The sequence below is a fragment of the Chryseobacterium cupriresistens genome, from assembly GCF_046614675.1.
In the GTDB taxonomy this organism is placed as follows: Bacteria; Bacteroidota; Bacteroidia; order Flavobacteriales; family Weeksellaceae; genus Chryseobacterium; species Chryseobacterium cupriresistens.
The window spans coordinates 490,784-510,592 of the sequence record NZ_JBKKJT010000003.1; the positions used below are offsets into that span (position 1 = coordinate 490,784).

Annotated in this window: 21 protein-coding genes; 7 read left to right on the forward strand and 14 right to left on the reverse strand. The window is 36.2% G+C overall.

What is annotated here, in order from left to right; genetic code table 11:
* The first annotated feature begins 351 nt into the window (after window positions 1-351).
* Entirely contained in the window at window positions 352-1,515 is a 1,164-nt protein-coding gene (locus ACLI50_RS11105; protein ID WP_411413785.1) for a plasmid recombination protein, read from the forward strand.
* 464 nt (window positions 1,516-1,979) lie between these two features.
* Here the strand turns inward: ACLI50_RS11105 and ACLI50_RS11110 are convergent, their stop codons facing one another.
* Together ACLI50_RS11110 and ACLI50_RS11115 are read right to left on the reverse strand one after the other, a co-directional pair.
* A complete protein-coding gene (locus ACLI50_RS11110; protein WP_411413786.1) occupies window positions 1,980-3,074 on the reverse strand; it encodes a hypothetical protein in 1,095 nt (364 codons plus the stop codon).
* Between the two features lies 1 nt (window position 3,075).
* Window positions 3,076-3,885 carry an RNA polymerase sigma factor gene (locus ACLI50_RS11115; RefSeq protein ID WP_411413787.1) on the reverse strand — a complete coding sequence of 270 codons (810 nt, stop codon included), beginning with the start codon at window positions 3,883-3,885 and terminating at the stop codon, window positions 3,076-3,078.
* Between the two features lie 383 nt (window positions 3,886-4,268).
* Between ACLI50_RS11115 and ACLI50_RS11120 the strand changes: the two genes are divergently transcribed.
* Window positions 4,269-4,493, forward strand: coding sequence for a helix-turn-helix domain-containing protein (locus ACLI50_RS11120; RefSeq protein WP_311229282.1), 225 nt, complete (start codon window positions 4,269-4,271; stop codon window positions 4,491-4,493).
* Between the two features lie 358 nt (window positions 4,494-4,851).
* On the opposite strand, the gene ACLI50_RS11125 is transcribed toward ACLI50_RS11120, so the two are convergent.
* Window positions 4,852-5,832, reverse strand: a complete 981-nt coding sequence (locus tag ACLI50_RS11125; RefSeq protein WP_411413788.1) for a sterol desaturase family protein — start codon at window positions 5,830-5,832, stop codon at window positions 4,852-4,854.
* Between the two features lie 11 nt (window positions 5,833-5,843).
* Window positions 5,844-6,494, reverse strand: coding sequence for a lysoplasmalogenase (locus ACLI50_RS11130; protein ID WP_411413789.1), 651 nt, complete (start codon window positions 6,492-6,494; stop codon window positions 5,844-5,846).
* Window positions 6,495-6,965: 471 nt separating this feature from the next.
* Between ACLI50_RS11130 and ACLI50_RS11135 the strand changes: the two genes are divergently transcribed.
* Window positions 6,966-7,418, forward strand: a complete 453-nt coding sequence (locus ACLI50_RS11135) for an Hsp20/alpha crystallin family protein (RefSeq protein ID WP_110009804.1) — start codon at window positions 6,966-6,968, stop codon at window positions 7,416-7,418.
* 135 nt (window positions 7,419-7,553) lie between these two features.
* Here ACLI50_RS11135 and ACLI50_RS11140 read toward each other — a convergent pair whose 3' ends face one another.
* On the reverse strand, window positions 7,554-8,342 hold the full coding sequence (locus tag ACLI50_RS11140) for a PhzF family phenazine biosynthesis protein (RefSeq protein ID WP_411413790.1): 789 nt from the start codon (window positions 8,340-8,342) through the stop codon (window positions 7,554-7,556).
* A gap of 328 nt (window positions 8,343-8,670) precedes the next feature.
* On the opposite strand from ACLI50_RS11140, the gene ACLI50_RS11145 reads away from it, so the two are divergent.
* Both ACLI50_RS11145 and ACLI50_RS11150 read left to right on the forward strand, forming a co-directional pair.
* Window positions 8,671-9,558, forward strand: coding sequence for a hypothetical protein (locus ACLI50_RS11145; protein WP_411413791.1), 888 nt, complete (start codon window positions 8,671-8,673; stop codon window positions 9,556-9,558).
* A gap of 136 nt (window positions 9,559-9,694) precedes the next feature.
* Entirely contained in the window at window positions 9,695-9,964 is a 270-nt protein-coding gene (locus ACLI50_RS11150; RefSeq protein ID WP_411413792.1) for a hypothetical protein, read from the forward strand.
* A 55-nt stretch (window positions 9,965-10,019) separates the two neighbouring features.
* Here ACLI50_RS11150 and arsB read toward each other — a convergent pair whose 3' ends face one another.
* From arsB to ACLI50_RS11185, 7 genes are all read right to left on the reverse strand, one after another.
* Complete coding sequence (arsB, locus tag ACLI50_RS11155; protein ID WP_202843785.1) at window positions 10,020-11,051, reverse strand: ACR3 family arsenite efflux transporter; 1,032 nt, start codon at window positions 11,049-11,051, stop codon at window positions 10,020-10,022.
* Window positions 11,052-11,053: 2 nt separating this feature from the next.
* On the reverse strand, window positions 11,054-11,665 hold the full coding sequence (locus ACLI50_RS11160; protein ID WP_202843783.1) for an arsenate-mycothiol transferase ArsC: 612 nt from the start codon (window positions 11,663-11,665) through the stop codon (window positions 11,054-11,056).
* A gap of 12 nt (window positions 11,666-11,677) precedes the next feature.
* On the reverse strand, window positions 11,678-12,151 hold the full coding sequence (locus tag ACLI50_RS11165) for a DUF6428 family protein (protein WP_110009676.1): 474 nt from the start codon (window positions 12,149-12,151) through the stop codon (window positions 11,678-11,680).
* 76 nt (window positions 12,152-12,227) lie between these two features.
* Window positions 12,228-12,557, reverse strand: coding sequence for an ArsR/SmtB family transcription factor (locus tag ACLI50_RS11170; RefSeq protein ID WP_137904257.1), 330 nt, complete (start codon window positions 12,555-12,557; stop codon window positions 12,228-12,230).
* A gap of 173 nt (window positions 12,558-12,730) precedes the next feature.
* A complete protein-coding gene (locus ACLI50_RS11175) occupies window positions 12,731-13,672 on the reverse strand; it encodes a 3',5'-cyclic-nucleotide phosphodiesterase (RefSeq protein ID WP_110009678.1) in 942 nt (313 codons plus the stop codon).
* A gap of 126 nt (window positions 13,673-13,798) precedes the next feature.
* Window positions 13,799-14,920 carry an agmatine deiminase family protein gene (locus tag ACLI50_RS11180; protein ID WP_343643009.1) on the reverse strand — a complete coding sequence of 374 codons (1,122 nt, stop codon included), beginning with the start codon at window positions 14,918-14,920 and terminating at the stop codon, window positions 13,799-13,801.
* Window positions 14,921-14,989: 69 nt separating this feature from the next.
* Window positions 14,990-15,814: an AraC family transcriptional regulator gene (locus tag ACLI50_RS11185; RefSeq protein WP_411413793.1), complete on the reverse strand. Its 825-nt coding sequence runs from the start codon at window positions 15,812-15,814 to the stop codon at window positions 14,990-14,992.
* 162 nt (window positions 15,815-15,976) lie between these two features.
* On the opposite strand from ACLI50_RS11185, the gene ACLI50_RS11190 reads away from it, so the two are divergent.
* Together ACLI50_RS11190 and ACLI50_RS11195 are read left to right on the forward strand one after the other, a co-directional pair.
* Window positions 15,977-16,225: a hypothetical protein gene (locus ACLI50_RS11190; protein WP_202843776.1), complete on the forward strand. Its 249-nt coding sequence runs from the start codon at window positions 15,977-15,979 to the stop codon at window positions 16,223-16,225.
* Window positions 16,225-16,632 carry a YybH family protein gene (locus ACLI50_RS11195; protein WP_411413794.1) on the forward strand — a complete coding sequence of 136 codons (408 nt, stop codon included), beginning with the start codon at window positions 16,225-16,227 and terminating at the stop codon, window positions 16,630-16,632. The genes ACLI50_RS11190 and ACLI50_RS11195 overlap by 1 nt, the downstream gene beginning before the upstream one ends.
* A gap of 127 nt (window positions 16,633-16,759) precedes the next feature.
* Here ACLI50_RS11195 and ACLI50_RS11200 read toward each other — a convergent pair whose 3' ends face one another.
* Together ACLI50_RS11200 and ACLI50_RS11205 are read right to left on the reverse strand one after the other, a co-directional pair.
* Entirely contained in the window at window positions 16,760-18,214 is a 1,455-nt protein-coding gene (locus ACLI50_RS11200) for a sigma 54-interacting transcriptional regulator (RefSeq protein ID WP_202843175.1), read from the reverse strand.
* A gap of 59 nt (window positions 18,215-18,273) precedes the next feature.
* Window positions 18,274-19,413, reverse strand: coding sequence for a vWA domain-containing protein (locus ACLI50_RS11205; protein WP_202843170.1), 1,140 nt, complete (start codon window positions 19,411-19,413; stop codon window positions 18,274-18,276).
* Window positions 19,414-19,809: the final 396 nt, after the last annotated feature.

Below are 19,809 nucleotides of genomic sequence, written 5' to 3' on the forward strand. Positions count from 1 at the left end.
TATTTTGATATAGTAGCTTATAATAAATGATTCTGATGTGTTAGTTTTCTTTATCATTAAATTATTATGAGTAACTCCTGGAGGTCAATTAAAATTGTCAAAGATGAATTTGGAGATTCTTCAAAAAATACAAATATCCCATTGGTCTGAATTATTCTTTTTAAGAAATGGAAATTCTAACCTTTATAGAACATTGAGACAAGGTTCTATTTGATAAAGTTCATTTTTAGTAATAAAATAAAATCCGTATCAAGTTGATACGGATTATTTTTATTAAGCCAATAAGTGAAAATCGAAGCTAAACGAGCCTTATTATTTTTGAGTAATGCTATATGAACTATTTTGTCAGCTATGAAAACTTCCATAAATTTCAAGGCAGTCAAAACAGGTTCTGAAGCGCACAATTTCAGAAGAAAAATTTTTGATTATATAAGAAAGGAGCTTACAGAAAAAAATGAATATTGGGTGGAGAGTAAGATTTCAGATAGGCTAAAATCAATAGAAGCATACTGTAAGGAAAAATCCGGAAGAAAATTACAGAAAAATGCAATGCCTGTTCGTGAAGCTGTAGTTGTTATTAAAGAAAATACAACGATGCAGGATCTGCATAGGCTCTCTAAAAGGCTTGAAGAAGAACTGAGAATAAGAATTTTTCAAATTGCCATTCATAAAGATGAAGGTCATTATGATAAGGATTCTAGAGAATGGAAGTCTAATTACCATGCTCATTTAGTAGCAGACTGGCAGGATTTGGAAACAGGAAAAACATTGAAGCACCAATCTTTTCATTATTCAAAAATGCAGGATATTACTGCTGAATGCTTGGAAATGGAGAGAGGTGTTTCAAGTTCTAAAGGAAGGCTGGAAGCCATTGAATTTAAAATCCAAAAAAAAGAAAATGAGCTTGTGTTATTAAATAACAAGATAGCCCAGATGAAGGCAGAACTCAAATCCAAAAAGTTTGCAGATCTTATTGTAAAAGAAAATGACTTTTTAGGTTTTAGCAGGATCAAAACAGATAAGACGATAAAAAACTATGAAAGAGTTTTTAAATCATATAATACAGAACTGCTTAAAAATAAAGAAATTCTTCAATCCAAAACTAAAATCATTACTGAGCTTCAGCAAAAGAATACAGACTTGACCAAAGAAGTTTCACTATTAAAAAACAAGCTTTCTGGCATACTGTCTAATATTACAGTATATACCAATGAAAAGAATGCTTATTTTAATTCTGTTAAGGATACGATTATAAAAGCAATCCAATTCGAAAAGTTCAAACAGCCGAAATTATTTGATACTACCAAGGAGAAACTCATAACAATAGTTGATCGTATTTGTAAAAAACTTTCTGAAGAAAATAATATTCCTTTTTCATCACTGGAAGAGGTATTTAAAAATCCTGACAGCAGCTTAGAAATCTTTTCCTTACTGAACATTGGTGATCATAGAATACAATATAATACTGAAGATATTCCGGTTCAGCAAAAAAGAAAAAAGATAAAGAGGTCATAAGAAGGACTGCAAAAATTCATAAAAGAAAACAAAGGTATTGTTTCAGATTTTTAAAAAGCAAGTTCAGGTCCTAAGGATATGACAAAAAATCTCCACCTTGCAGGTCGTATTTTTTATCATAAACTTGCTTTTTAAAATCTTCCATAATGAATTTTTGGCTTTCTTTTTTTCTTTTTTCTTTTGAAAATTGTAAACAGTTGTTTTGAAGAGATTTTCATTAAACCCTTCCTTTTGTTCAAGTAAATGAAATTGTTTCTGATTAAATTATTACCTAAGTCAAAAGCTAAAATTTCCTGCTTTGTGTCCAACATTTCTCTAAAGCGTTTATGCTTTTCCCTGATGTATTTCTATTCCATATTATACATAGAAAAAAAGAGCCCACGCCGTTGTATATACTATTAAGTATTTAGTGAGTGTTTATAACCTCACCCTACGGGTGTACAAGCACCCTCATATTTTTTTAGCTATCCAATGACTAATTCGATGCCAGCTTTTTCTGCTTTATATTTTATTTTGGTCTGCAACTGATAATAACTCCAGTTGCGAAGTACAAATTCATTATCTTTTGTAATACCGATTTTATCTTCCTGATTTTTGAGGATAAGTGTGCCTGCTTGCTGCTGGATACAGAAATCGATAAGTTTCCTGCTGTACACATGAAGCCGATGAGTTACATACCGGCTCTCTAAATTTTCTGTTTTATGGAGTGCCTTTTGTTTGCGTTTGGCTCCTTTCCCAGAGCGCATATAAACAATGCCAGCTTGAATCCTCTTTTGACTTGCCTGAATAGCAAGTCTGCGATATAAAAATTCCTCTTTTGAGCCAATATTGATTCGTACATTATTAGCTTTTGCTACTATAGGATGTTCCAGAGACAGAGAAGCTTCTGCGATAATTTCAGGCTTTAAAAGGTGCTTTTCTTTTTCAAATTCAAATACTGCCAGCCAATAGATTTTTCCTGCTTTAAGCTGGATCTGCGATGTACAAAGCTTTATCTCTCCCCGTAAAAGACGTTCCATTATAAGGCGTTTATCAGAGAAGTCCCTCCCTAAATACGTTTTAACCGGAATAGCAAACATATTAAAGCAAAACGCTTTCTTTTCAGGATCATACTTCATTTTGCTGATGCATTTAACCGGAAGTGGAATGGGAATATCTCTCTTAAAATTTCTCAAAGATTTTAAGCCCTGCCAGTAGTCGGCTTTGTTTTTAGAAAAAGTAGATTGAATCGTATTGTTCAGGCTTCCCAGAATATCAGTTGGGATCTCTCCTTTGAACCGATCAAAAACCATGCGTGCAGTTGTGCTTGTTTTTGAACGTGTGAATATTCCCATTTGATCTTTGTTTGCATCGGTCAGCTTGTATTGGACTTCTTCGGTAAAGTAAAAGAAATCCTTAATCATTTCCTGAACATACAGATGGGAAACAATAAAATTAGCTGCTCGGAAACATCGGTTCTGATACCGGTATAGTTTTTCCCAAACTTCCTTTTTCTCAACGGAAGGAACATCAATTAGCAGCTGAATTTTTCTGGTAAGTGTAATCGTTGATTTTTCCATTTCAGTGAACGTTTAATGATCCATTGTTCTGTTGCAAATATTGATAAGCATGTAGAAATTCCCTATGGACTTCCTTTTCTGAAAGTTTGAGTTCCTTGGCAATTACTATGAAGGGAGATTTTTGCTCAACTCTTCTTTTTAAAATATCTAATTGCCTGTTACTGAGTTTATTTGGTTGCTCTTGATTATGGGGAGCTTTTTTCTGTGGCAGCTCAAAAGAACCCCCTTTAATAATCTTCCGAAGATCAACTATGGCTCGTCTCACTTCATTGCTTATAGCTGTTACACTACTTCCCATTGCATCTGCAATGAGTTTATACTGAAAGCCATATTCAAGACAAAGTTCAATTAAGTGTCTTCTTTTGAAGCTTATTACATTTAAAACCCTGTTAACTTCATCAAAATCTTTTTGATCGGACTGCTGACGGAGGAGATGCTCTTGATCTTGCAAGGGATCGTAACCGGCGAAATAATCCTGATAATTCTCAAAACGTTCAAGGGAGGTGGTTAAACGGGCGAATTTATTTTTGGGAGCATTGAAATACGATATACAATCTCTTTTCAAGACAAACCGTAAAAAGCCCAGGATGTGATTAGGAGTTTCAATCGAATCACGGTGTAACCAAAGTTTGAGAAAGGTGTCCTGTACAAGTGTTTCCACTACAAAATCGTCCTCAAGCATTTGTCTACCAAGCCACAAAAGAAGTCTTTTGTAACGTGAATGGATATGCTCTAAAGAGGTGGGATTGCCTTTTTTTAGCAGTTCATATAGCTGTTGATCGGAGGGGATTCGGTGCAAAGAGTTTTTCATAAGCAGTAAAATTATTGCTGGAAGGAACTGCTTCGATCAATAAGATGAATTCTTTGCATCAAAACGCTAACTCAACTACATATTGTCCAAAAGAAAAGGCGTGGAACTCAACTTATTGACTAGAGGTACTGGTATACCCGTGTACGATAAGAGAGCCCACGCCGCGGTCGTGAGCTAATTTACTTATCTTCCCGTACACATAAAATTACCAGTTTTCTAGTCGAGAATCTAAGCAATAGCTTCGATTATTAATATTGAAGTATTGCAAAGTTACCTTTATTGTAACTATTTAGCAAATATAAAACATTTTTCTTTATGTAGGTTAATTCAACTACAATAATTTATTTAAATCTCATCATTTTGTGTATTCAAAGTTGACCGAGATGGATAAATTAGAATTTAGAATAGCATTTGGCAAAAGAGTTGAGATGTTCAGGAAAAAGATGAATTTGAGTTATAGAGAGTTGGCTCAAAAATGTGATGTAGATCATAGCAACATTAGCAAAATAGAAAAAGGAGAAGTAGATCTTAGAATCTCTACAATTCAAGAGTTAGCCAAAGGACTAGATGTGCATCCACAGGAACTATTTGATTTTAAATTAAAGTAAGAAAATTACTCTTGTGTAAAAGGTCATAGATGAACCAAAATACTGTAGACAATTGTGTTTTTTTATTTTGTAATACGGTGAGAGCATTTGGAAAGATTATATTTTAAATTATGCATTATTGATAGAATTTTTATATTTGTAATTGGAAACTAAAGAGTACTTTAGTCAAGATCCCAAGATTTTGCAGATTATAAATATAGAGTAGTGGCAAATTCGTGGCAGTTGTCTGGATTTTATTTTAATTATCCCATATTCAGATAGTTTTTGTTGCCAAGTTCGAATCCCTCACTCTCCGCTTAGGGAGACGTTTATTTATTAACGTCTCCTTTTTTTGTGCCCTAAATGGCTTGATTTCCGGTCAATTCATCTTTTCTTTTAATTCCCGCTTCAAAGTAGAAATCCGCTCATCTTTATCGTTATGATGCCAGCCCGGAGCATTGAATATATACCCCAATTTCGCTTTCCATGTCGGTGCATTCCGGACATCCTTTATCATTTTTCCAAACTCATCAAAGACGATATGAAAAACATTATAAGTATGAATATTATGATAGATTCCGTAATCCGTCGTTTTCTTTTCTTCCGCTTTGTACGTGCCGAAAAGATGATCCCAAATCATCAAAATGCCTCCGTAGTTATTATCTAAATCCTCAATTTTTCGGGAATGATGCACCCGATGGTTGGATGGAGAATTGAATACTTTATCAAACCACCCTAGTTTTCCAATAGCATTGGTATGCGGCCAAAATTGAAAAATCAGGTTAAACTGATGCATCATAGCGATCATAACAGGATGAAAACCAATCATGATAAAAGGGATATACCAAATGTCCCGATATATGATTTCAAACCATCCCTGACGCAATGCAATAGCAAGACTCAAATGAGTAGCCGAATGATGATTGACATGACCTGTCCAGAATAATCTGATTTTATGGCTCAACCGATGATGCCAGTAAAAGCCAAAGTCCTGAACAATCATAACCAATAACCAAAGCCACCAGTGATCTGCATGCCATTGTAAAGTGAAGAATTTATTGAAATCTTTGATCCCGAAAATATCAGTAAGCCTAAAATGATTGTAAATCCAAAAAAAGTAGGATAATGAAATAGCTTTCATCCCAAAGTCTAACATTACTGCCCCAATTCCCAATCCGATACTCGATACATTATCTTTGATGAGTCTTTTCGTGAATACTTTTTGAGGAATCTGATACAAAAATATTTCCCCTACTATCAACAAGATAAACACAGGGATAAAATAGGTAACAGGATCAGTAAAATCCAATGGACAGAATAGGGCAATACTATGAAAAAACCGGTTATCTTTTCTTTTCATAAGTCTTGATTTTACCGGATAATTCTGTTCTTTTTTTCAAGACCAACCACTCCCAACACCAACATCAATTGGGCTAAAACATAAGTAATCATCACAACAAGTTCTTTCTCAGTACTATGCTGTACGAACATATTAATGGCCAATACGGAATCTGATATTACAAACAAAACAGCTCCCAGGATTAATAATGAAGAATAAGTTCTGATACTAAAATACAGCATCGTAGCAATGGTAATTCCGTAAATCACCACGGGTATCTTCATTTCGTTTAAATAAGGAAATAAATAGTAAATAAATGAGCCTAAATAAAGCAAAACAAAGGGAAGCCAAATCCGGACATTTTTCTTTTTAATCCTTAAAAAATAAACGATGTAACAAATATGAGCCAACAAAAAGCTTCCCAAACCGGGCATAAATCCCCATCCAAATAACAAAAACACATCACCCAAAAAGCTCAGAATTAATCCAGACAAAAACCATTGGTTGATCCGACATGTATTTTGTTGAGAATAAGTAAAATAAAACCAGATAATAACAGGTAACAACAGTGGCTTGGTAAAAAACCGCCAGGAACTATGATCCATAGCAATAAATACTAAGTCAAATGCAAAAACAATGGAAAGAAGGACTAATAACAATTTGATATTGGCAGATTTTATCATGGTATTATTTATCTTTTTACTTGTTACAATAGGGATATCCCAGGTTTGCACCAAATTATTCTATATTCGACACTTAGCTCGGATTGTTAAATTACAAATAAAATGAAGATAGAAATACTTTTGAAATGTAAAATACGATGCATTACACTTTAGTTTATTTTATATTGTAGAAATACACTATTATTTGAAATATTGTTTAAGTTTATACAGTTTAATCACATCTTTTCCAAAGTAATTTTCGAATTTTTTGGGAAATTCTTCCTCCTTGAACTTTAGGATTGTATGCCTATTACTAAAAGTATTGAATGTTCTAAGGATCAGTGTTTTGTGTCATAAATTCTGAAAAAATGACAGAAAACCGGAAAAAATTTCATTCGAACTCAAATGGTATTTTTTTTGTAAAATTTTATGTACAGCTGGCCAGCTGACGTGTTTTTAAATGATTGTTAAACTTAATTAAAAATGATTACAATGAATAATCTAATAAGAAGAAACGGAAACAGCAATTTGGGCTTTTCAAATGTCTTTGATGATTTTTTTGGTCGTGAACTTTTTAACTGGGGCAATAACAATTACTCATCTACCAGTACAACCGTACCATCGGTCAATATAAAGGAGAACGGAGAGGCTTATGAAGTTCAGGTTGCAGCACCAGGTATGGATAAAAACGATTTTCAGATCAGGCTGGATGGTAACCTGCTTACCATTTCATCAGCCAAGGAAGATCGTAAAGAGACAAAAGATGAAAACTTCACACGAAGAGAATTCAGTTACCAATCTTTCAAGAGAAGTTTTGAGCTTCCGAAAGATGTTGTGGATCAGGATAATATTAATGCAAAATATGAAAATGGCCTTTTAATGTTAACGATCCCAAAAAAAGAAGATGCGAAGCAGAAACCACCAAGAATGATTGAAATATCATAGAAATAATTACAAAATTGGCTACCAAAAGAGTAGCCAATTTTTTTATAATTTTTGAAAATGCAGATCAACTTAAATCTTTGAATCAAATGATTCAAGGCTTTTATTATTAATATTGCAGTATTGTATTCTCTTCTCTTACTCTACCCGGAAATGTCCGACAGAATATGTTTGGGCTTTCCCCGCCACAATTACCCTTTCTTTTTTGTTCTCACAATAGAGCTGTCCGCCTCTTTCAGAGATCTGACGGGCAAAAAGCTGATCTTTTCCTAATCTTGATGACCAGAAGGGAATCAGTGAACAGTGTGCAGAACCGGTGACCGGATCTTCAAGAATGGAGGACTGCGGGGTAAAATACCTTGAAACAAAATCACTGTCTGTCCCTTCCGAAGTTACAATAACACCGCCCGGATCAAGATTAATCAGATCAAAAACGGATCTTTCAATCCTGATATTTTTTACCTCTTCTTCAGAATCGTATACCAGAACATAATCTCTCGCTTTGAAGACTTCTTTAGGCTGGATATTAAGTGATCTGGATATCGTATCCGGAAGAGTAGAGGCTTCAGGCATTCTGGACGGAAAATCCATGTAATACATCCCATCTTTAACATCTACTGTCAGTTCGCCACTTTTGGTTTCAAAAATGATTCTATTGCGCTCATAATTTAAGATGGAAACAAGACAATGGGCAGTAGCCAGGGTAGCGTGGCCGCATAAATCCATCTCTATTTCAGGGGTAAACCATCTCAGGTGAATGGTATCACCGTTATCAATGAAAAAGGCGGTTTCTGCCACTGCATTTTCACGGGCTATTTTTAAAAGGATTTCATCGGGTAACCAGTTTTTTAATGGCACAACACATGCCGGATTTCCATGGAAAACAGATTCTGTAAAAGCATCTATCTGATATAATTCTAACTTCATTATTAATAAAAATTTCGTTCCCTATAAAGATAATCTATTTCTGAGATAAAGTCCTTATTTGTCTATAATTCCATACAACATTTAATGGTCTCTGATTTATTTTCTTATACAGATAAATATTTATTCCTTCGTTCTCCGGTTTGTAATAATTTTTCCACAACCGGATGGCCATTTTCTTACAGATGTTTTTTGGGGCTGTAATTGTTCTTGATTGCTATAATTCATTATATTAGCTTTCTAAAGTATTTAATTTGCATTTATCATGTGCGTACTATTGTAGATGCAGCCATCTATTTTAGAGAAAAACTTAACCATAAAGAATTTAACCATGAAGCAGACTGTTGCTACAGCTTTCTTTTTCTTGTTTGTATTAGGTGTAAAAGCACAAACGCAATCTACTTCCCCTGATACAGTTTCTATTTTTTTCGATGAGTTAAAAACAGCTTCAAAGAAGAATATCGGACTTTGGAACAAAGATTTATATGGTCCTATGATTTTAATTGATCCGAAAACCAGGGAGCTTTTTGCCAATGAGCCGGATTTGGAGGGCATTCTGAAAGGTAACGGTACTACTTATTCTGGAATTTTACCTGCTGCTGTCAATATTGCCAATACCGCGGTCAATTGGGGTGGAAAAAGATGGGCAATGGCTATGCTCCCCCTTTCTGAAAATAAAGAAAACAGGATTAATCTTTTGGCTCATGAATCTTTTCATAGCATTCAGCCTTCATTGGGATTTACGCTTAACAATGCGGAAAATAATCATCTGGATCAGAAGAAGGGCAGGATTTACCTGCGTCTCGAATTGGAAGCGCTAAAGCAGGCAATCCGCTCAAATTCAGAAAAAGAAATGAAGCAGCATCTCACCAGTGCCTTTACTTTTAGGAAATACAGGAATACACTTTACAAAGGTTCTGAAACAACAGAAAATCTGCTGGAACTGAATGAAGGAATTGCTGAGTTTACGGGGCTCATTGTGAGCGGCAGAAATAAAGAGCAGGCAAGGTCTTCTCTTTTGAATGGTATTGATGGTTTTATGAAAAATCCCACATTTGTACGTTCATTTGCTTATTATACAACACCTGTTTATGGATATTTGCTGTATCAAAAAGATCCGGACTGGAATAAAAAAATTGATGCAAAAACTAACTTGACCAGCTATTTCAGTAAAGCACTCGATATAAGAATTCAGGCTGACCTGCAAAAAAGAAGTTAAGAAACGATCTGATCATTATAACGGACAATCAATTATAAAGGAGGAAACCGAAAGAGAAGAACAAACTAAGAGGCTTATTGCTGAATACAAGCTGAAATTCATTCAACAGCCTCATTTTGAAATCAAATTTGAAAAAATGAATGTTTCCTTTGATCCGAGAAATATTATGCCTGTAGAAGATCTAGGGACAGTATATCCCAATATCCGGATTACTGATTTGTGGGGTATTCTGACAATTGAAAACGGAGCATTAATGAGTCCAAACTGGGATAAAATTTCAATATCCAATCCAGTGAAAACTGAAAATAGAAAAGTGTCAGGTGACGGATGGACTCTTGAACTGAAGCATGGTTATACAATCACTAAAGATGAAGGCAGTGGAAATTATAAATTGAGTAAGAACTGATATCCATAAAAAAAGCATCACTGTTTCGGCGATGCTTCTTGTTTTGGTAATGAAATTAATGATACCATTTCTTTTTCATAAATAAACTGGCTTTTACGAGAAGTATTAATACTGGAACCTCTACCAATGGACCAATCACCCCTACAAATGCCTGAGGCGAATGAATACCAAAGACTGAGATGGCCACAGCAATAGCCAGTTCAAAATTATTTCCGGTAGCAGTAAAGGCTATGGATGCATTTTTATCATAAGGAATTTTTAATGTTTTATTGATGATAAAACTTACAAAAAACATCAGAACAAAATAGATTACCAAGGGGACTGCTACCTTAATGACATCCATTGGCAATTCCAGTATTTTAGAGCCTTTCAAACTAAACATGAGTACGATGGTAAATAACAGAGCGTACAATGTCACAGGAGAAATTTTAGGTGCAAATTTTCTGTTGTACCACTCAGCACCTTTTGATTTGATCAGGACATATCGGGTAAGAAAACCTGCAAGAAAAGGAATTCCAAGGTAGATCAATACACTTTCTGTGATATCCTGCATAGAAACACTCACATTAAAGCTTGCAAGACCTAACTGATCGGGAAGGACATTGATAAACAGCCATACCAGGAAGCTATAGGTGAATACCTGAAAGATACTGTTTAAAGCAACCAGCAATGCCGCATATTCTCTGTTTCCTTTAGCGAGGTCATTCCAGACAATCACCATAGCAATACATCTGGCCAGTCCAATGAGGATTAATCCGGACATATAATCAGGTTCATGTCTTAAAAAAAGAATAGCGAGAACAAACATCAGAACCGGACCAATAATCCAGTTGAGCAATAAAGAAATGCCGATTACTTTTTTATCCCTGAAAGCCAAGGGCAGGAGAGTATAATCAACCTTTGCCAGTGGCGGATACATCATCAGAATGAGACCGATGGCCAGAGGAATATTAGTGGTTCCAAGAGACTGTGAATTGATAATATCAGGTATAGCCGGGAAAAAATGCCCCAAAGCAATCCCTGTCCCCATAGCCAGAAAGATCCATAAGGTAAGATAACGGTCTAAGAATTTTAGTCTGGGCTGCATGATTATTTTTTGATTTTAGAAAAAACATACAACATTTCTTCTGCAATTTGTAAGCTTCTTTTAGTATATATTGCTGACTGTTCCGGTGTATTATCTGAAATCTTTGGATCTTCAAAGGTGATCGGAATTCTTTTTTCCGCACCAGGGATAAAAGGACATCCGTCATCTGCCTGCGAACAGGTCATAATTGCTGCAAAATCAGATACAGGATTGAACGGACTGTCATATTTTTTTGAAAAACCAATTACCGGAAGACTGTTGTCATCATATTTTACAGCATATACAGAATTGGTGGTCTCAGCAATGCTGAAAACCGAAAAGCCTTGTTTCGCCAGGACTTCCGCGACTTTAGGAAATAATGCCGTTGTTTCCGTGCCTCCGGAATAGCAGTGAACTTCCGGAATGGCAAACAAAGAAGCCGCTGTCTGTGCCCAAACTTGTGCCAGATGGCTCCGGCGTGAATTGTGGGTACAGATAAAATTCAGGTTGATTTCTTTGCGGTCATCCACCTTTTGCTGGATAAAACTGATCAAAGGCTCCAGAACTTCTTTTCTGTCGGCATCTATACTTTCCCATTTCAGAGATTGAATCGTGTTTAATAATTCCTGATACATAATTAATAAAAATTAACAGCAGCCGGATCCCGGAGTGCAGGCCGATGTTGGGGTTACAGATAGTTCAGACAGATTTTTCTTTTGTTTTTCGGAAGGAATTCCGCAGGCGTCCTGAGCAAGACATGCTGTTGTTTTGCTTTTCAGTACGAAGTTTTTTCCGTTAAATTCAAGGTCATATTTACCAATGGTTTCTCCCTGATATTCAACTTCAATTTCCGAGTCTTCTATTCCAAGCTTTTCTTCGGAAAGCTGAATGATATGAAGTAACTTTCCAGGTTTTAGACGATGTTCGTAATCATCAGCATCCCAAAGTTGAAAATTAACCACTTTTTCATTTCTGATGACCCCGCCGCAGTCGATGAAATTTTTTGTGATCTGACCCACTTCTGTTACGTGGAAATGTTCTGGAACAAAATTTCCGTTTTCTAATTGAAATTCAACATTTTCCAATGCAGGAAGAATTTCTTTGATTTCTGATAGTCTCATAGTAGATTAAAATTTAGTGTTATAATTTTTTAATGATATATTGCAATATTACGATGTTATTGTTCAAAAAAATGCCTTAACAGCATTGTTTTATAGTAACATCCTGATTAAAAAACAGGTTGAATTCATTCTGAAACTGTTTCCATGTACTTTCATTAATGCAGTAACATACAGACTTTCCTTCAATGGAACCTTTGATGATTCCTATATTCTTAAGCTCTTTTAAATGCTGGGAAATGGTGGCCTGCGCCAATCCTAGTTCTTCAACGAGATCATTACAGATGCATGCTTTTTGATTAATGATGTACTGTAAAATAGCGATTCTTGCCGGATGTCCCAAAACTTTAAGCAGAGAAGCCAGCTTATTTTGCTCGTCAGTATAAATTTCTGTTTTAGTAACTCCCATTGTTGTATTTTATATTGCAATATTACGATGATAAATTAATTAAGCAATGAAAAAATTTCATAATTTTCATTATTGATATTTAAATTACTGATTGTCATTATTTTAAAATTCAATGAATCATGTCTGAAATAAAAAAGATGAAGCCTGTTTCCGCTTCATCTTTTAATTTATTGTTAGGGTAAACTAATCTTTTTACCCTGTTCCGGGAAGATATACCTCACTTTTAGAGGATTGTTCTCTAATAATTCCTTTTTGATCAATTCTGGATTATCACCTGTCGGCTTTCTATGAGTAACCACAATATTAAGGCCTTCAAGGCTGCTTTGTCCGGTCTTTTCTTTAAGTTTACTCAATTCCTCAGTCAGCAGATTAGGAGTAAGGTGTCCGAACAGCAGATGTTCCGGCTGGCTGTTAGGGAAGGAAACTTCAATTAATATCGTATTGAGCTGTTTTTTCTTAACAAGAGGAGCTGCTTCGTTCCAAAGTTGATCCAGGCGGTCAGATTTTTCTATACGATCAGCACCCGTATCTCCAAGATAAAGCAGATAGTGATCATCTCTTCTTACCAAGGCTGCACTGCTCTTATAAGGATTTACATGGCTTAGTTCATAGCCGGTTATAAAAAAAGGGGTTTTTGGGGCGGGAATTTCACTTCCTTCCTGCAGTTCATTATAATGGTATTTTCCAAGGATAGGTTTTTGCCCCTGATCAGCAAAATTGATCCAGGTATCCGTGATAAAGTAGTGATTCTGAAGAATCTGAATCACAGGAGCTATCGCAAAAATATCTTTCTTCGAATCGGCCGGAGAATTGATGATGAGCCCTGATAAATGATCCAGGTGGCCGTGAGATACAAAATATCCTTTTATCTGATCCTTCAGAACTGTTTCTGTAGTTCCTTCAAGGCTTTTCATTTCGATTGCTTTCCGGATTCCGGCATTTACCGTACCGGCATCAAGGCAGAGAAATGCATTGTCTTTCGGAGCGCCTACCAGATAGGCTGATAAATTGTCTTCCTGCTCACCACCATATATTCCTAAGGGAATTACATCAAAATTCTGTGCCTGGCAAACCATATTCAGAAGAACCAATAAAGAAAGTGCTGTTTTTTTCATAATACGTATAATAGAAAACCATCTTTTTCGGGATGGACAGGGCAAATTTACGCTATTTTTTTGACGACTGAAGCTGTCTATCAGTAAAGCCTGCTGAAATGAGCAGGCTTTATTCTTACGATTATTTTATTGAGGTTGTTGCTGGGTGACACAATGTACCATTCCGCCATTGGCAAATAAATTCCGGCAGTCTATACCAACCACCTGTTTGCCAGGATAAAGCTGTTGGATAATATTGTTGGCAACTGCATCGTTAGGGTCGTTATAATTAGGAACCAATACACGGTTATTCGCAATATAATAATTGATGTAAGAAGCACGCCCTACATTTTTTCCGTACGTAGTAATCACATCATTTCTTGTTAAAGGCACTTTTACAAACTGATATGGAGAACCGTTTTTCGCAGTAGCATCATACAGTTTATCAATATCTCCGTCCGGTACCTGCCAGTAGGCCAGATCATCAGGACTCATTGTAATAATGGTGGAAGAATTGGCAAACCGGGCAAAACCATCAATGTGCATATCGGTAATATCAAGACCGGCTTTTCCATTCAGCCAGATAAATTTGGTTACTCCGAGGTTTTTAGTAAATATAGCCTCTGCCTGTTGTTGCGTCATTCCCGGATTTCTGTTATTATTCAGGATAGAACTTTTACAAGCCATCAACACTCCGTTTCCGTCAATTTCCACACTTCCGCCTTCATTGATCATCACTGAGTTAAGATTGATTTTTGGTATATTGGTATCGGCTGCTATTTTAGAAGGTATTACGTTACATTTGCTGTAATCGGCTTTGTTTCCCCAACCGTTAAATCCCCAGTCCTGAATGAATAACTGCCCGTTCTGGTCTTTTACATAGATAGGACCATTGTCTCTTACCCAGAAGTCATCCGTTGGATAAATTTTGAAGTTGATATTGGTGAGGGAAACTCCAGCATTGTTGAGCAGGCCTATAATACGATTCTTTTCTGCACCATCATAAGCAATAATGTGAACTTTTTCACTTTGTACAAGTTCTTTGGTCATCGCTACCCAGGTGGCATCCAGTCTGTTGCGGTAAGTCACTCCATACTGATACTGATGAGGCCATTGCAGCCAGGTTCCTTCATGTGGAGCTGATTCTTCAGGCATTTTGTAAATAGCTGTTTCCGGATTTGCAGTGCCCGGAATTTCTGATAGCTCTGCAGCAGAACATGAAAATAAAAGAAGAGGTAATAAAGGGAACATAATTTTCTTTTTTTGCATAACTGATCTATTTTTAACAGGGCAAAATTAGATCGATTGTTTTTCTTAAAGTTGTCCCAAATTGACAACTTACTTCAAAGGTAATAAAATATAGGTCAGTTGTTTTTCCTGATCTTCTTCGTTTTCAGCATGATTTTCATACTTTTCAATGATAGGAGTGTGTGAAAACTCAAGACCTGAATTGAAAATCCAGCGTGAATAGATCTTCGTATACGTGTCGTCTATTGTTTCGTAGCTTCCATGATGGGTAAAACGGGCATATTTACCTCCGAACATCATTTTTGAAGGTAGCTTTTTATTTCTGGACTGAACGGATGAGCATGCATCATAGCGGCAGTTGATTTCTGTTTTTATTAATGGTTCATCGGCTATAACTCCAAAATATTCTATCCCGGAGTCAGGAAAATCATTTTCCATGAACTTTTCCCACAGCACTTCAATCTCTTCATTGTTATAACAGGTGTTAATGCTCTGATAATATACCTGGACAGGTTTCAGATAAACAATTTCGGGTTCCAGCAAGACCTCTGAGGTAACAGGAATGATGGCACCTCCACAAAGGAGTTGTTCCTTACTTTGTCTTGCAGCTTTAGGGGAAATCCCAAAATGTTGTTTAAAAGCTTTGGAAAAGGAAGCGATATTGGCAAAACCAACTTCAATGGCAATGGAGGTAAGATTTTCCTGAGTATAAAGAATGCGTTTATAGGCATTTTCTACTTTTAATCTTTGCTGGAAAGTACCTATTGTCTCCCCACAGCTGTACTTGAAAATGCGCTGGATATTCCGGTAAGAATAATGAGAAATGTCTTCCAGTTCCTTTACAGAAACAGGCTGGTCGTAATTCTTCTCCATAAAATTGATAACTCTGTAAATACAATTCAGGTTGTCTTCCATAAGCATTGAACTTTTTCAGAAACTGGTGATATGAAATAAATTACAAATAAAAGAAATAAAAAAATATCTTGACAATATTGTAATTTAGCTTTCGGTAAAAATAGATTTAAAAAAAATGAATTTTACCGCTCTAAAACGAAAAACCAAGAAATACTATTAAATATGGAAAAAGATTTGTCAGAATTAACGGATCAGGAGCTGATAGAGAAAAAAAGAACTATTGAATCCAGAAATGTTGTGAATGCTATCATCCTGGGGGTATTGGCTGGAATTGCTATTTATAGTACCATAACCAAAGGGGTCAGTTTCACTACTTTTTTACCGATACTTCTTGCTTTTTTTGTGGCCAACAGCTGGAATAAAGGTAAGAAAGGCTTGAAAAGGGAAATGGACTCCAGAAATGTGAAGTAATGCAGGAATTTAACAGAAAAACAGAAACTGGTGCTGTAGCCTATTTTCGGTATTGCATCAGAAACGGAGATGTAAAAGGAGCATTAAGTTGTTTTCATCCTGAAGCAGTCTACATAGACCGCGATGGAAGAGAGTGGAGAGGGTTTGGGCAGATAGAAAGGGCAATGAATGAGATTTGCCGCTTACAACTGGATATTCAAGGTGAAACTCCACATATCACTGTTGTAAATGATCTGGCGATGTGGCAGGATCAGTGGGAAATAACGGGAACTGCTCCGGATGGGCATTCTATTCATATGACAGGCAATACTTCCTGTATCATGAAAAAAAATGAAGAAGGAGAGTGGCTGTGGCTGGTTGACAATCCTTTCGGTTCTGCTGTGCTTAAAAATGACAATCTGGTATAAATTCTGAAATAATTGTACCCTTGTCAAGGTTTTAAACCTTGACAAGGGTGGGGATAAAGTCTTTCAGAAACAAATAAAAAACCTTCAGAAGAACTGAAGGTTTTACTTTTATATTATTTTACTGATTTTAGTTGCGTAAGAATTGGCCGATTCCGGGAGAATCGAAAGTGAAAGCATTCTGATTTTCAGATTTATCAATTTTATTGCTGATGGTTAATGCCCATAATACAAGCTCTTTGCAGAAATTCTGATCTTCTCTGCTCAATTCAGAGGCATTTTCTTCCACCACAGTTGTCAAAGGTTCTATCTTGTCAAGTTTAGCATAAAATTCTTCATCCGTATCATTGTAGTTAAGTTCTAAATGATTTTTGTTAAACCATCTGATCAGGTCAGTGTATGGAGTTTTGATGCCTTCTTTTTCCAGTTTTGAAATACGTGGGAACAGGCTTTCAAATTGTGTCATTACGGCTTTGTCAATTAATATTTTGGCCACATAATCTGCTCCTTCCTGTTCTCCTTCATAGACCAGCTCAATTTTCCCTGTGATGGATGGTATAATTGACATAAAATCAAGCAGACGTACAGTGGTTCTTTCTGCTCCGGATTCAATTAAACGTAATTTCGCCGCTGCCACTAAATTTTCCATGGCACTGATGGTCAAACGGGCACTGACACCGCTTTTTGCATCCACATATTCGCTGATACGGGCTGCAAAAGCAACCTCTTCCAAAAGATCTTTTGCCAGATCAGGAATCAGGATCTGTTCTTTATCTTCAGCAGAAATCAATGCTTCCTGTTCTGTAATCTGTCTGGCAAGTGCTATTGTTTTGGGATAATGGGTGAAGATCTGAGATCCTATTCTATCTTTCAGCGGCGTTACAATACTTCCTCTGTTCGTATAATCTTCCGGATTGGCGGTAAAGACAAACTGAATATCAAGCGGCATTCTCAGCTGGAATCCGCGGATCTGAATATCTCCTTCCTGTAAAATATTAAACAAAGAAACCTGGATTCTTGCCTGCAGATCCGGTAATTCATTTAAAACAAAAATAGAACGGTTGGCACGCGGAATCATTCCATAATGGAGGACCCGTTCGTCGGAATAAGGAAGTTTCAGGGTTGCTGCTTTAATAGGATCAATGTCACCGATTAAGTCAGCCACATTTACATCGGGAGTGGCCAGTTTTTCATAGAAACGGTGAGAACGGTGTACCCATGAAATCGGAGTTTCATCACCCAGTTCAGCAATCAGGTCTTTGGCAAATTTTGAAATGGGCTGAAACGGGCTGTCATTGATTTCAGACCCTTTTACGATAGGTATATATTCATCAAGAAGATTTACCATGCTTCTTGCAATCCTGGTTTTTGCCTGTCCGCGCAGTCCCAGTAAATTGATGTGGTGTCCGGCAAGAATTGCCTTTTTCAGTTGGGGAACAACAGTGTCTTCATAGCCCCAAAGCCCTTCAAATACAGGTTCTTTAGATTTAATTCTGGCAATCAGATTGGCCTGGATTTCCTCATTAATTGTTTTATGAGTATAGCCGGATTTTTTTAATTCTTTGAATGTAATATCGTTTTTCATTGTCTTGTAATACTATTTATCAGATCAGGTTTTTATTTTAAATCATTTAAATCTGATCTTTATATTCTTCTTATTCTGTTTTTTTCGTAATCTTCAAAAATCATCTGCCCTAATCCTGATAGTCCGGTCAGGAAGGCCTTTCCTTTATTCTGGGCTGTAAACTCTTCCACAAACTGACGCAGATAAGGATCCTGGGCAATCATGAAAGTCGTGATAGGAATTTTCAGTTTTCTTGCCTGTGCTGCTCTGTTGAAACACTGGTTGACAATTTTTTCATCCAGCCCAAAGCTATTCATATAAAACTCACCGCTGGGCAACTGAATACAGCTGGGTTTTCCGTCGGTGATCATAAAAATCTGCTTGTTGGTATTTCTTTTTCTGCGAAGGATATCCATGGCGAGTTCCAGACCTGCTACGGTATTGGTATGATAAGGACCAACTTTTAAATAGGGAAGGTCTTTGATCTTAATGGGCCATGCCTCGTTTCCAAAAACAATAATATCAATGGAATCTTTAGGATATTTTCTTTTAATCAATTCCACGAGTGCCATGGCTACTTTTTTGGCCGGAGTAATCCTGTCTTCACCATATAAAATCATTGAATGGCTGATATCAATCATCAGAACAGTACTCATCTGTGCCTTATGCTTGGTTTCCTCTACGATCAGATCATCTTCTGTGAGACGAAGGTCTGAGATTCCGTTGTTGATCTGTGCATTCTTTAAACTTTCGGTCATGTTCACAGCAGCAAGATCATCCCCGTATTGGAAAGAACGGTTTTCGCCATCACGTTCATCTCCGATTCCTGTTTTATGGGTACGGTGATTTCCGGCTCCGTTTTTCTTCAGTTTACCAAAGATCTGATCCAACGCATATTCACGAAGGGCAGCTTCCAGTTTAGGGGTTAATATATTTTTACCTTTTCCACTTCCCGTATTGCCTTTTTCAGGGTCTTCTTCCCTGATATAACCTCGTTTTTTCAAATCCTCTTCAAAATCCTGAAGGGTATACTCATCATTGAAAATATCATATTCCTGATCAAGCATGTCCAGCCAGTCGAAGGCTTCTTCAATATCTCCGGAGGTATGGGTAAGCAGATCTTTGAAAACATCAAAGACACGCTCAAAATGTGATAATTCCTCCGGCACATGTTTGCTGAATATCAAGCCTTTTCCGGGATTAAAATTTTTATCTGTCATAAGATGATAAAGCGGTTTTTGCAGTTAATTGCTTTTGAACATTTCAGAGAATTCGGTGAATGGTCTGAAGTATTCTTTAATTCCTTTCAAACTGAAAAGTTAGGAAAATATCACCTCATGATTCCCTTAGAAAAATAGAAAATACTAATGATTATAATATGGAATCGAAATATAATTCTGGGCTTTTTTGCTTACTGTGAATTTTACATCTGAACTTTATCAAAGTTTTGTGAGTTTCTAATGTGTTTATTTTCAAATGTTTGAATTGTTTTTTGGAATGAAATAAACAGAAAAAGAACATTTTGCCGGAAGCCTGCTTTTTTGCTATTGATCTAAAAAAATAGATTTACATACATAAAACTGAATGTTGAGAAGCAGTTTTAATTGTAAAAAGAA

Bases quoted from the DNA above. Each gene is read 5' to 3' on its own strand.
- ACLI50_RS11105 (WP_411413785.1), top strand. From the start codon at position 352: ATGAAAACTTCCATAAATTTCAAGGCAGTCAAAACAGGTTCTGAAGCG.
- ACLI50_RS11110 (WP_411413786.1), bottom strand. From the start codon at position 3,074: ATGGAAAAATCAACGATTACACTTACCAGAAAAATTCAGCTGCTAATT.
- ACLI50_RS11115 (WP_411413787.1), bottom strand. From the start codon at position 3,885: ATGAAAAACTCTTTGCACCGAATCCCCTCCGATCAACAGCTATATGAA.
- ACLI50_RS11120 (WP_311229282.1), top strand. From the start codon at position 4,269: ATGGATAAATTAGAATTTAGAATAGCATTTGGCAAAAGAGTTGAGATG.
- ACLI50_RS11125 (WP_411413788.1), bottom strand. From the start codon at position 5,832: ATGAAAAGAAAAGATAACCGGTTTTTTCATAGTATTGCCCTATTCTGT.
- ACLI50_RS11130 (WP_411413789.1), bottom strand. From the start codon at position 6,494: ATGATAAAATCTGCCAATATCAAATTGTTATTAGTCCTTCTTTCCATT.
- ACLI50_RS11135 (WP_110009804.1), top strand. From the start codon at position 6,966: ATGAATAATCTAATAAGAAGAAACGGAAACAGCAATTTGGGCTTTTCA.
- ACLI50_RS11140 (WP_411413790.1), bottom strand. From the start codon at position 8,342: ATGAAGTTAGAATTATATCAGATAGATGCTTTTACAGAATCTGTTTTC.
- ACLI50_RS11145 (WP_411413791.1), top strand. From the start codon at position 8,671: ATGAAGCAGACTGTTGCTACAGCTTTCTTTTTCTTGTTTGTATTAGGT.
- ACLI50_RS11150 (WP_411413792.1), top strand. From the start codon at position 9,695: ATGAATGTTTCCTTTGATCCGAGAAATATTATGCCTGTAGAAGATCTA.
- arsB (WP_202843785.1), bottom strand. From the start codon at position 11,051: ATGCAGCCCAGACTAAAATTCTTAGACCGTTATCTTACCTTATGGATC.
- ACLI50_RS11160 (WP_202843783.1), bottom strand. From the start codon at position 11,665: ATGTATCAGGAATTATTAAACACGATTCAATCTCTGAAATGGGAAAGT.
- ACLI50_RS11165 (WP_110009676.1), bottom strand. From the start codon at position 12,151: ATGAGACTATCAGAAATCAAAGAAATTCTTCCTGCATTGGAAAATGTT.
- ACLI50_RS11170 (WP_137904257.1), bottom strand. From the start codon at position 12,557: ATGGGAGTTACTAAAACAGAAATTTATACTGACGAGCAAAATAAGCTG.
- ACLI50_RS11175 (WP_110009678.1), bottom strand. From the start codon at position 13,672: ATGAAAAAAACAGCACTTTCTTTATTGGTTCTTCTGAATATGGTTTGC.
- ACLI50_RS11180 (WP_343643009.1), bottom strand. From the start codon at position 14,920: ATGCAAAAAAAGAAAATTATGTTCCCTTTATTACCTCTTCTTTTATTT.
- ACLI50_RS11185 (WP_411413793.1), bottom strand. From the start codon at position 15,814: ATGGAAGACAACCTGAATTGTATTTACAGAGTTATCAATTTTATGGAG.
- ACLI50_RS11190 (WP_202843776.1), top strand. From the start codon at position 15,977: ATGGAAAAAGATTTGTCAGAATTAACGGATCAGGAGCTGATAGAGAAA.
- ACLI50_RS11195 (WP_411413794.1), top strand. From the start codon at position 16,225: ATGCAGGAATTTAACAGAAAAACAGAAACTGGTGCTGTAGCCTATTTT.
- ACLI50_RS11200 (WP_202843175.1), bottom strand. From the start codon at position 18,214: ATGAAAAACGATATTACATTCAAAGAATTAAAAAAATCCGGCTATACT.
- ACLI50_RS11205 (WP_202843170.1), bottom strand. From the start codon at position 19,413: ATGACAGATAAAAATTTTAATCCCGGAAAAGGCTTGATATTCAGCAAA.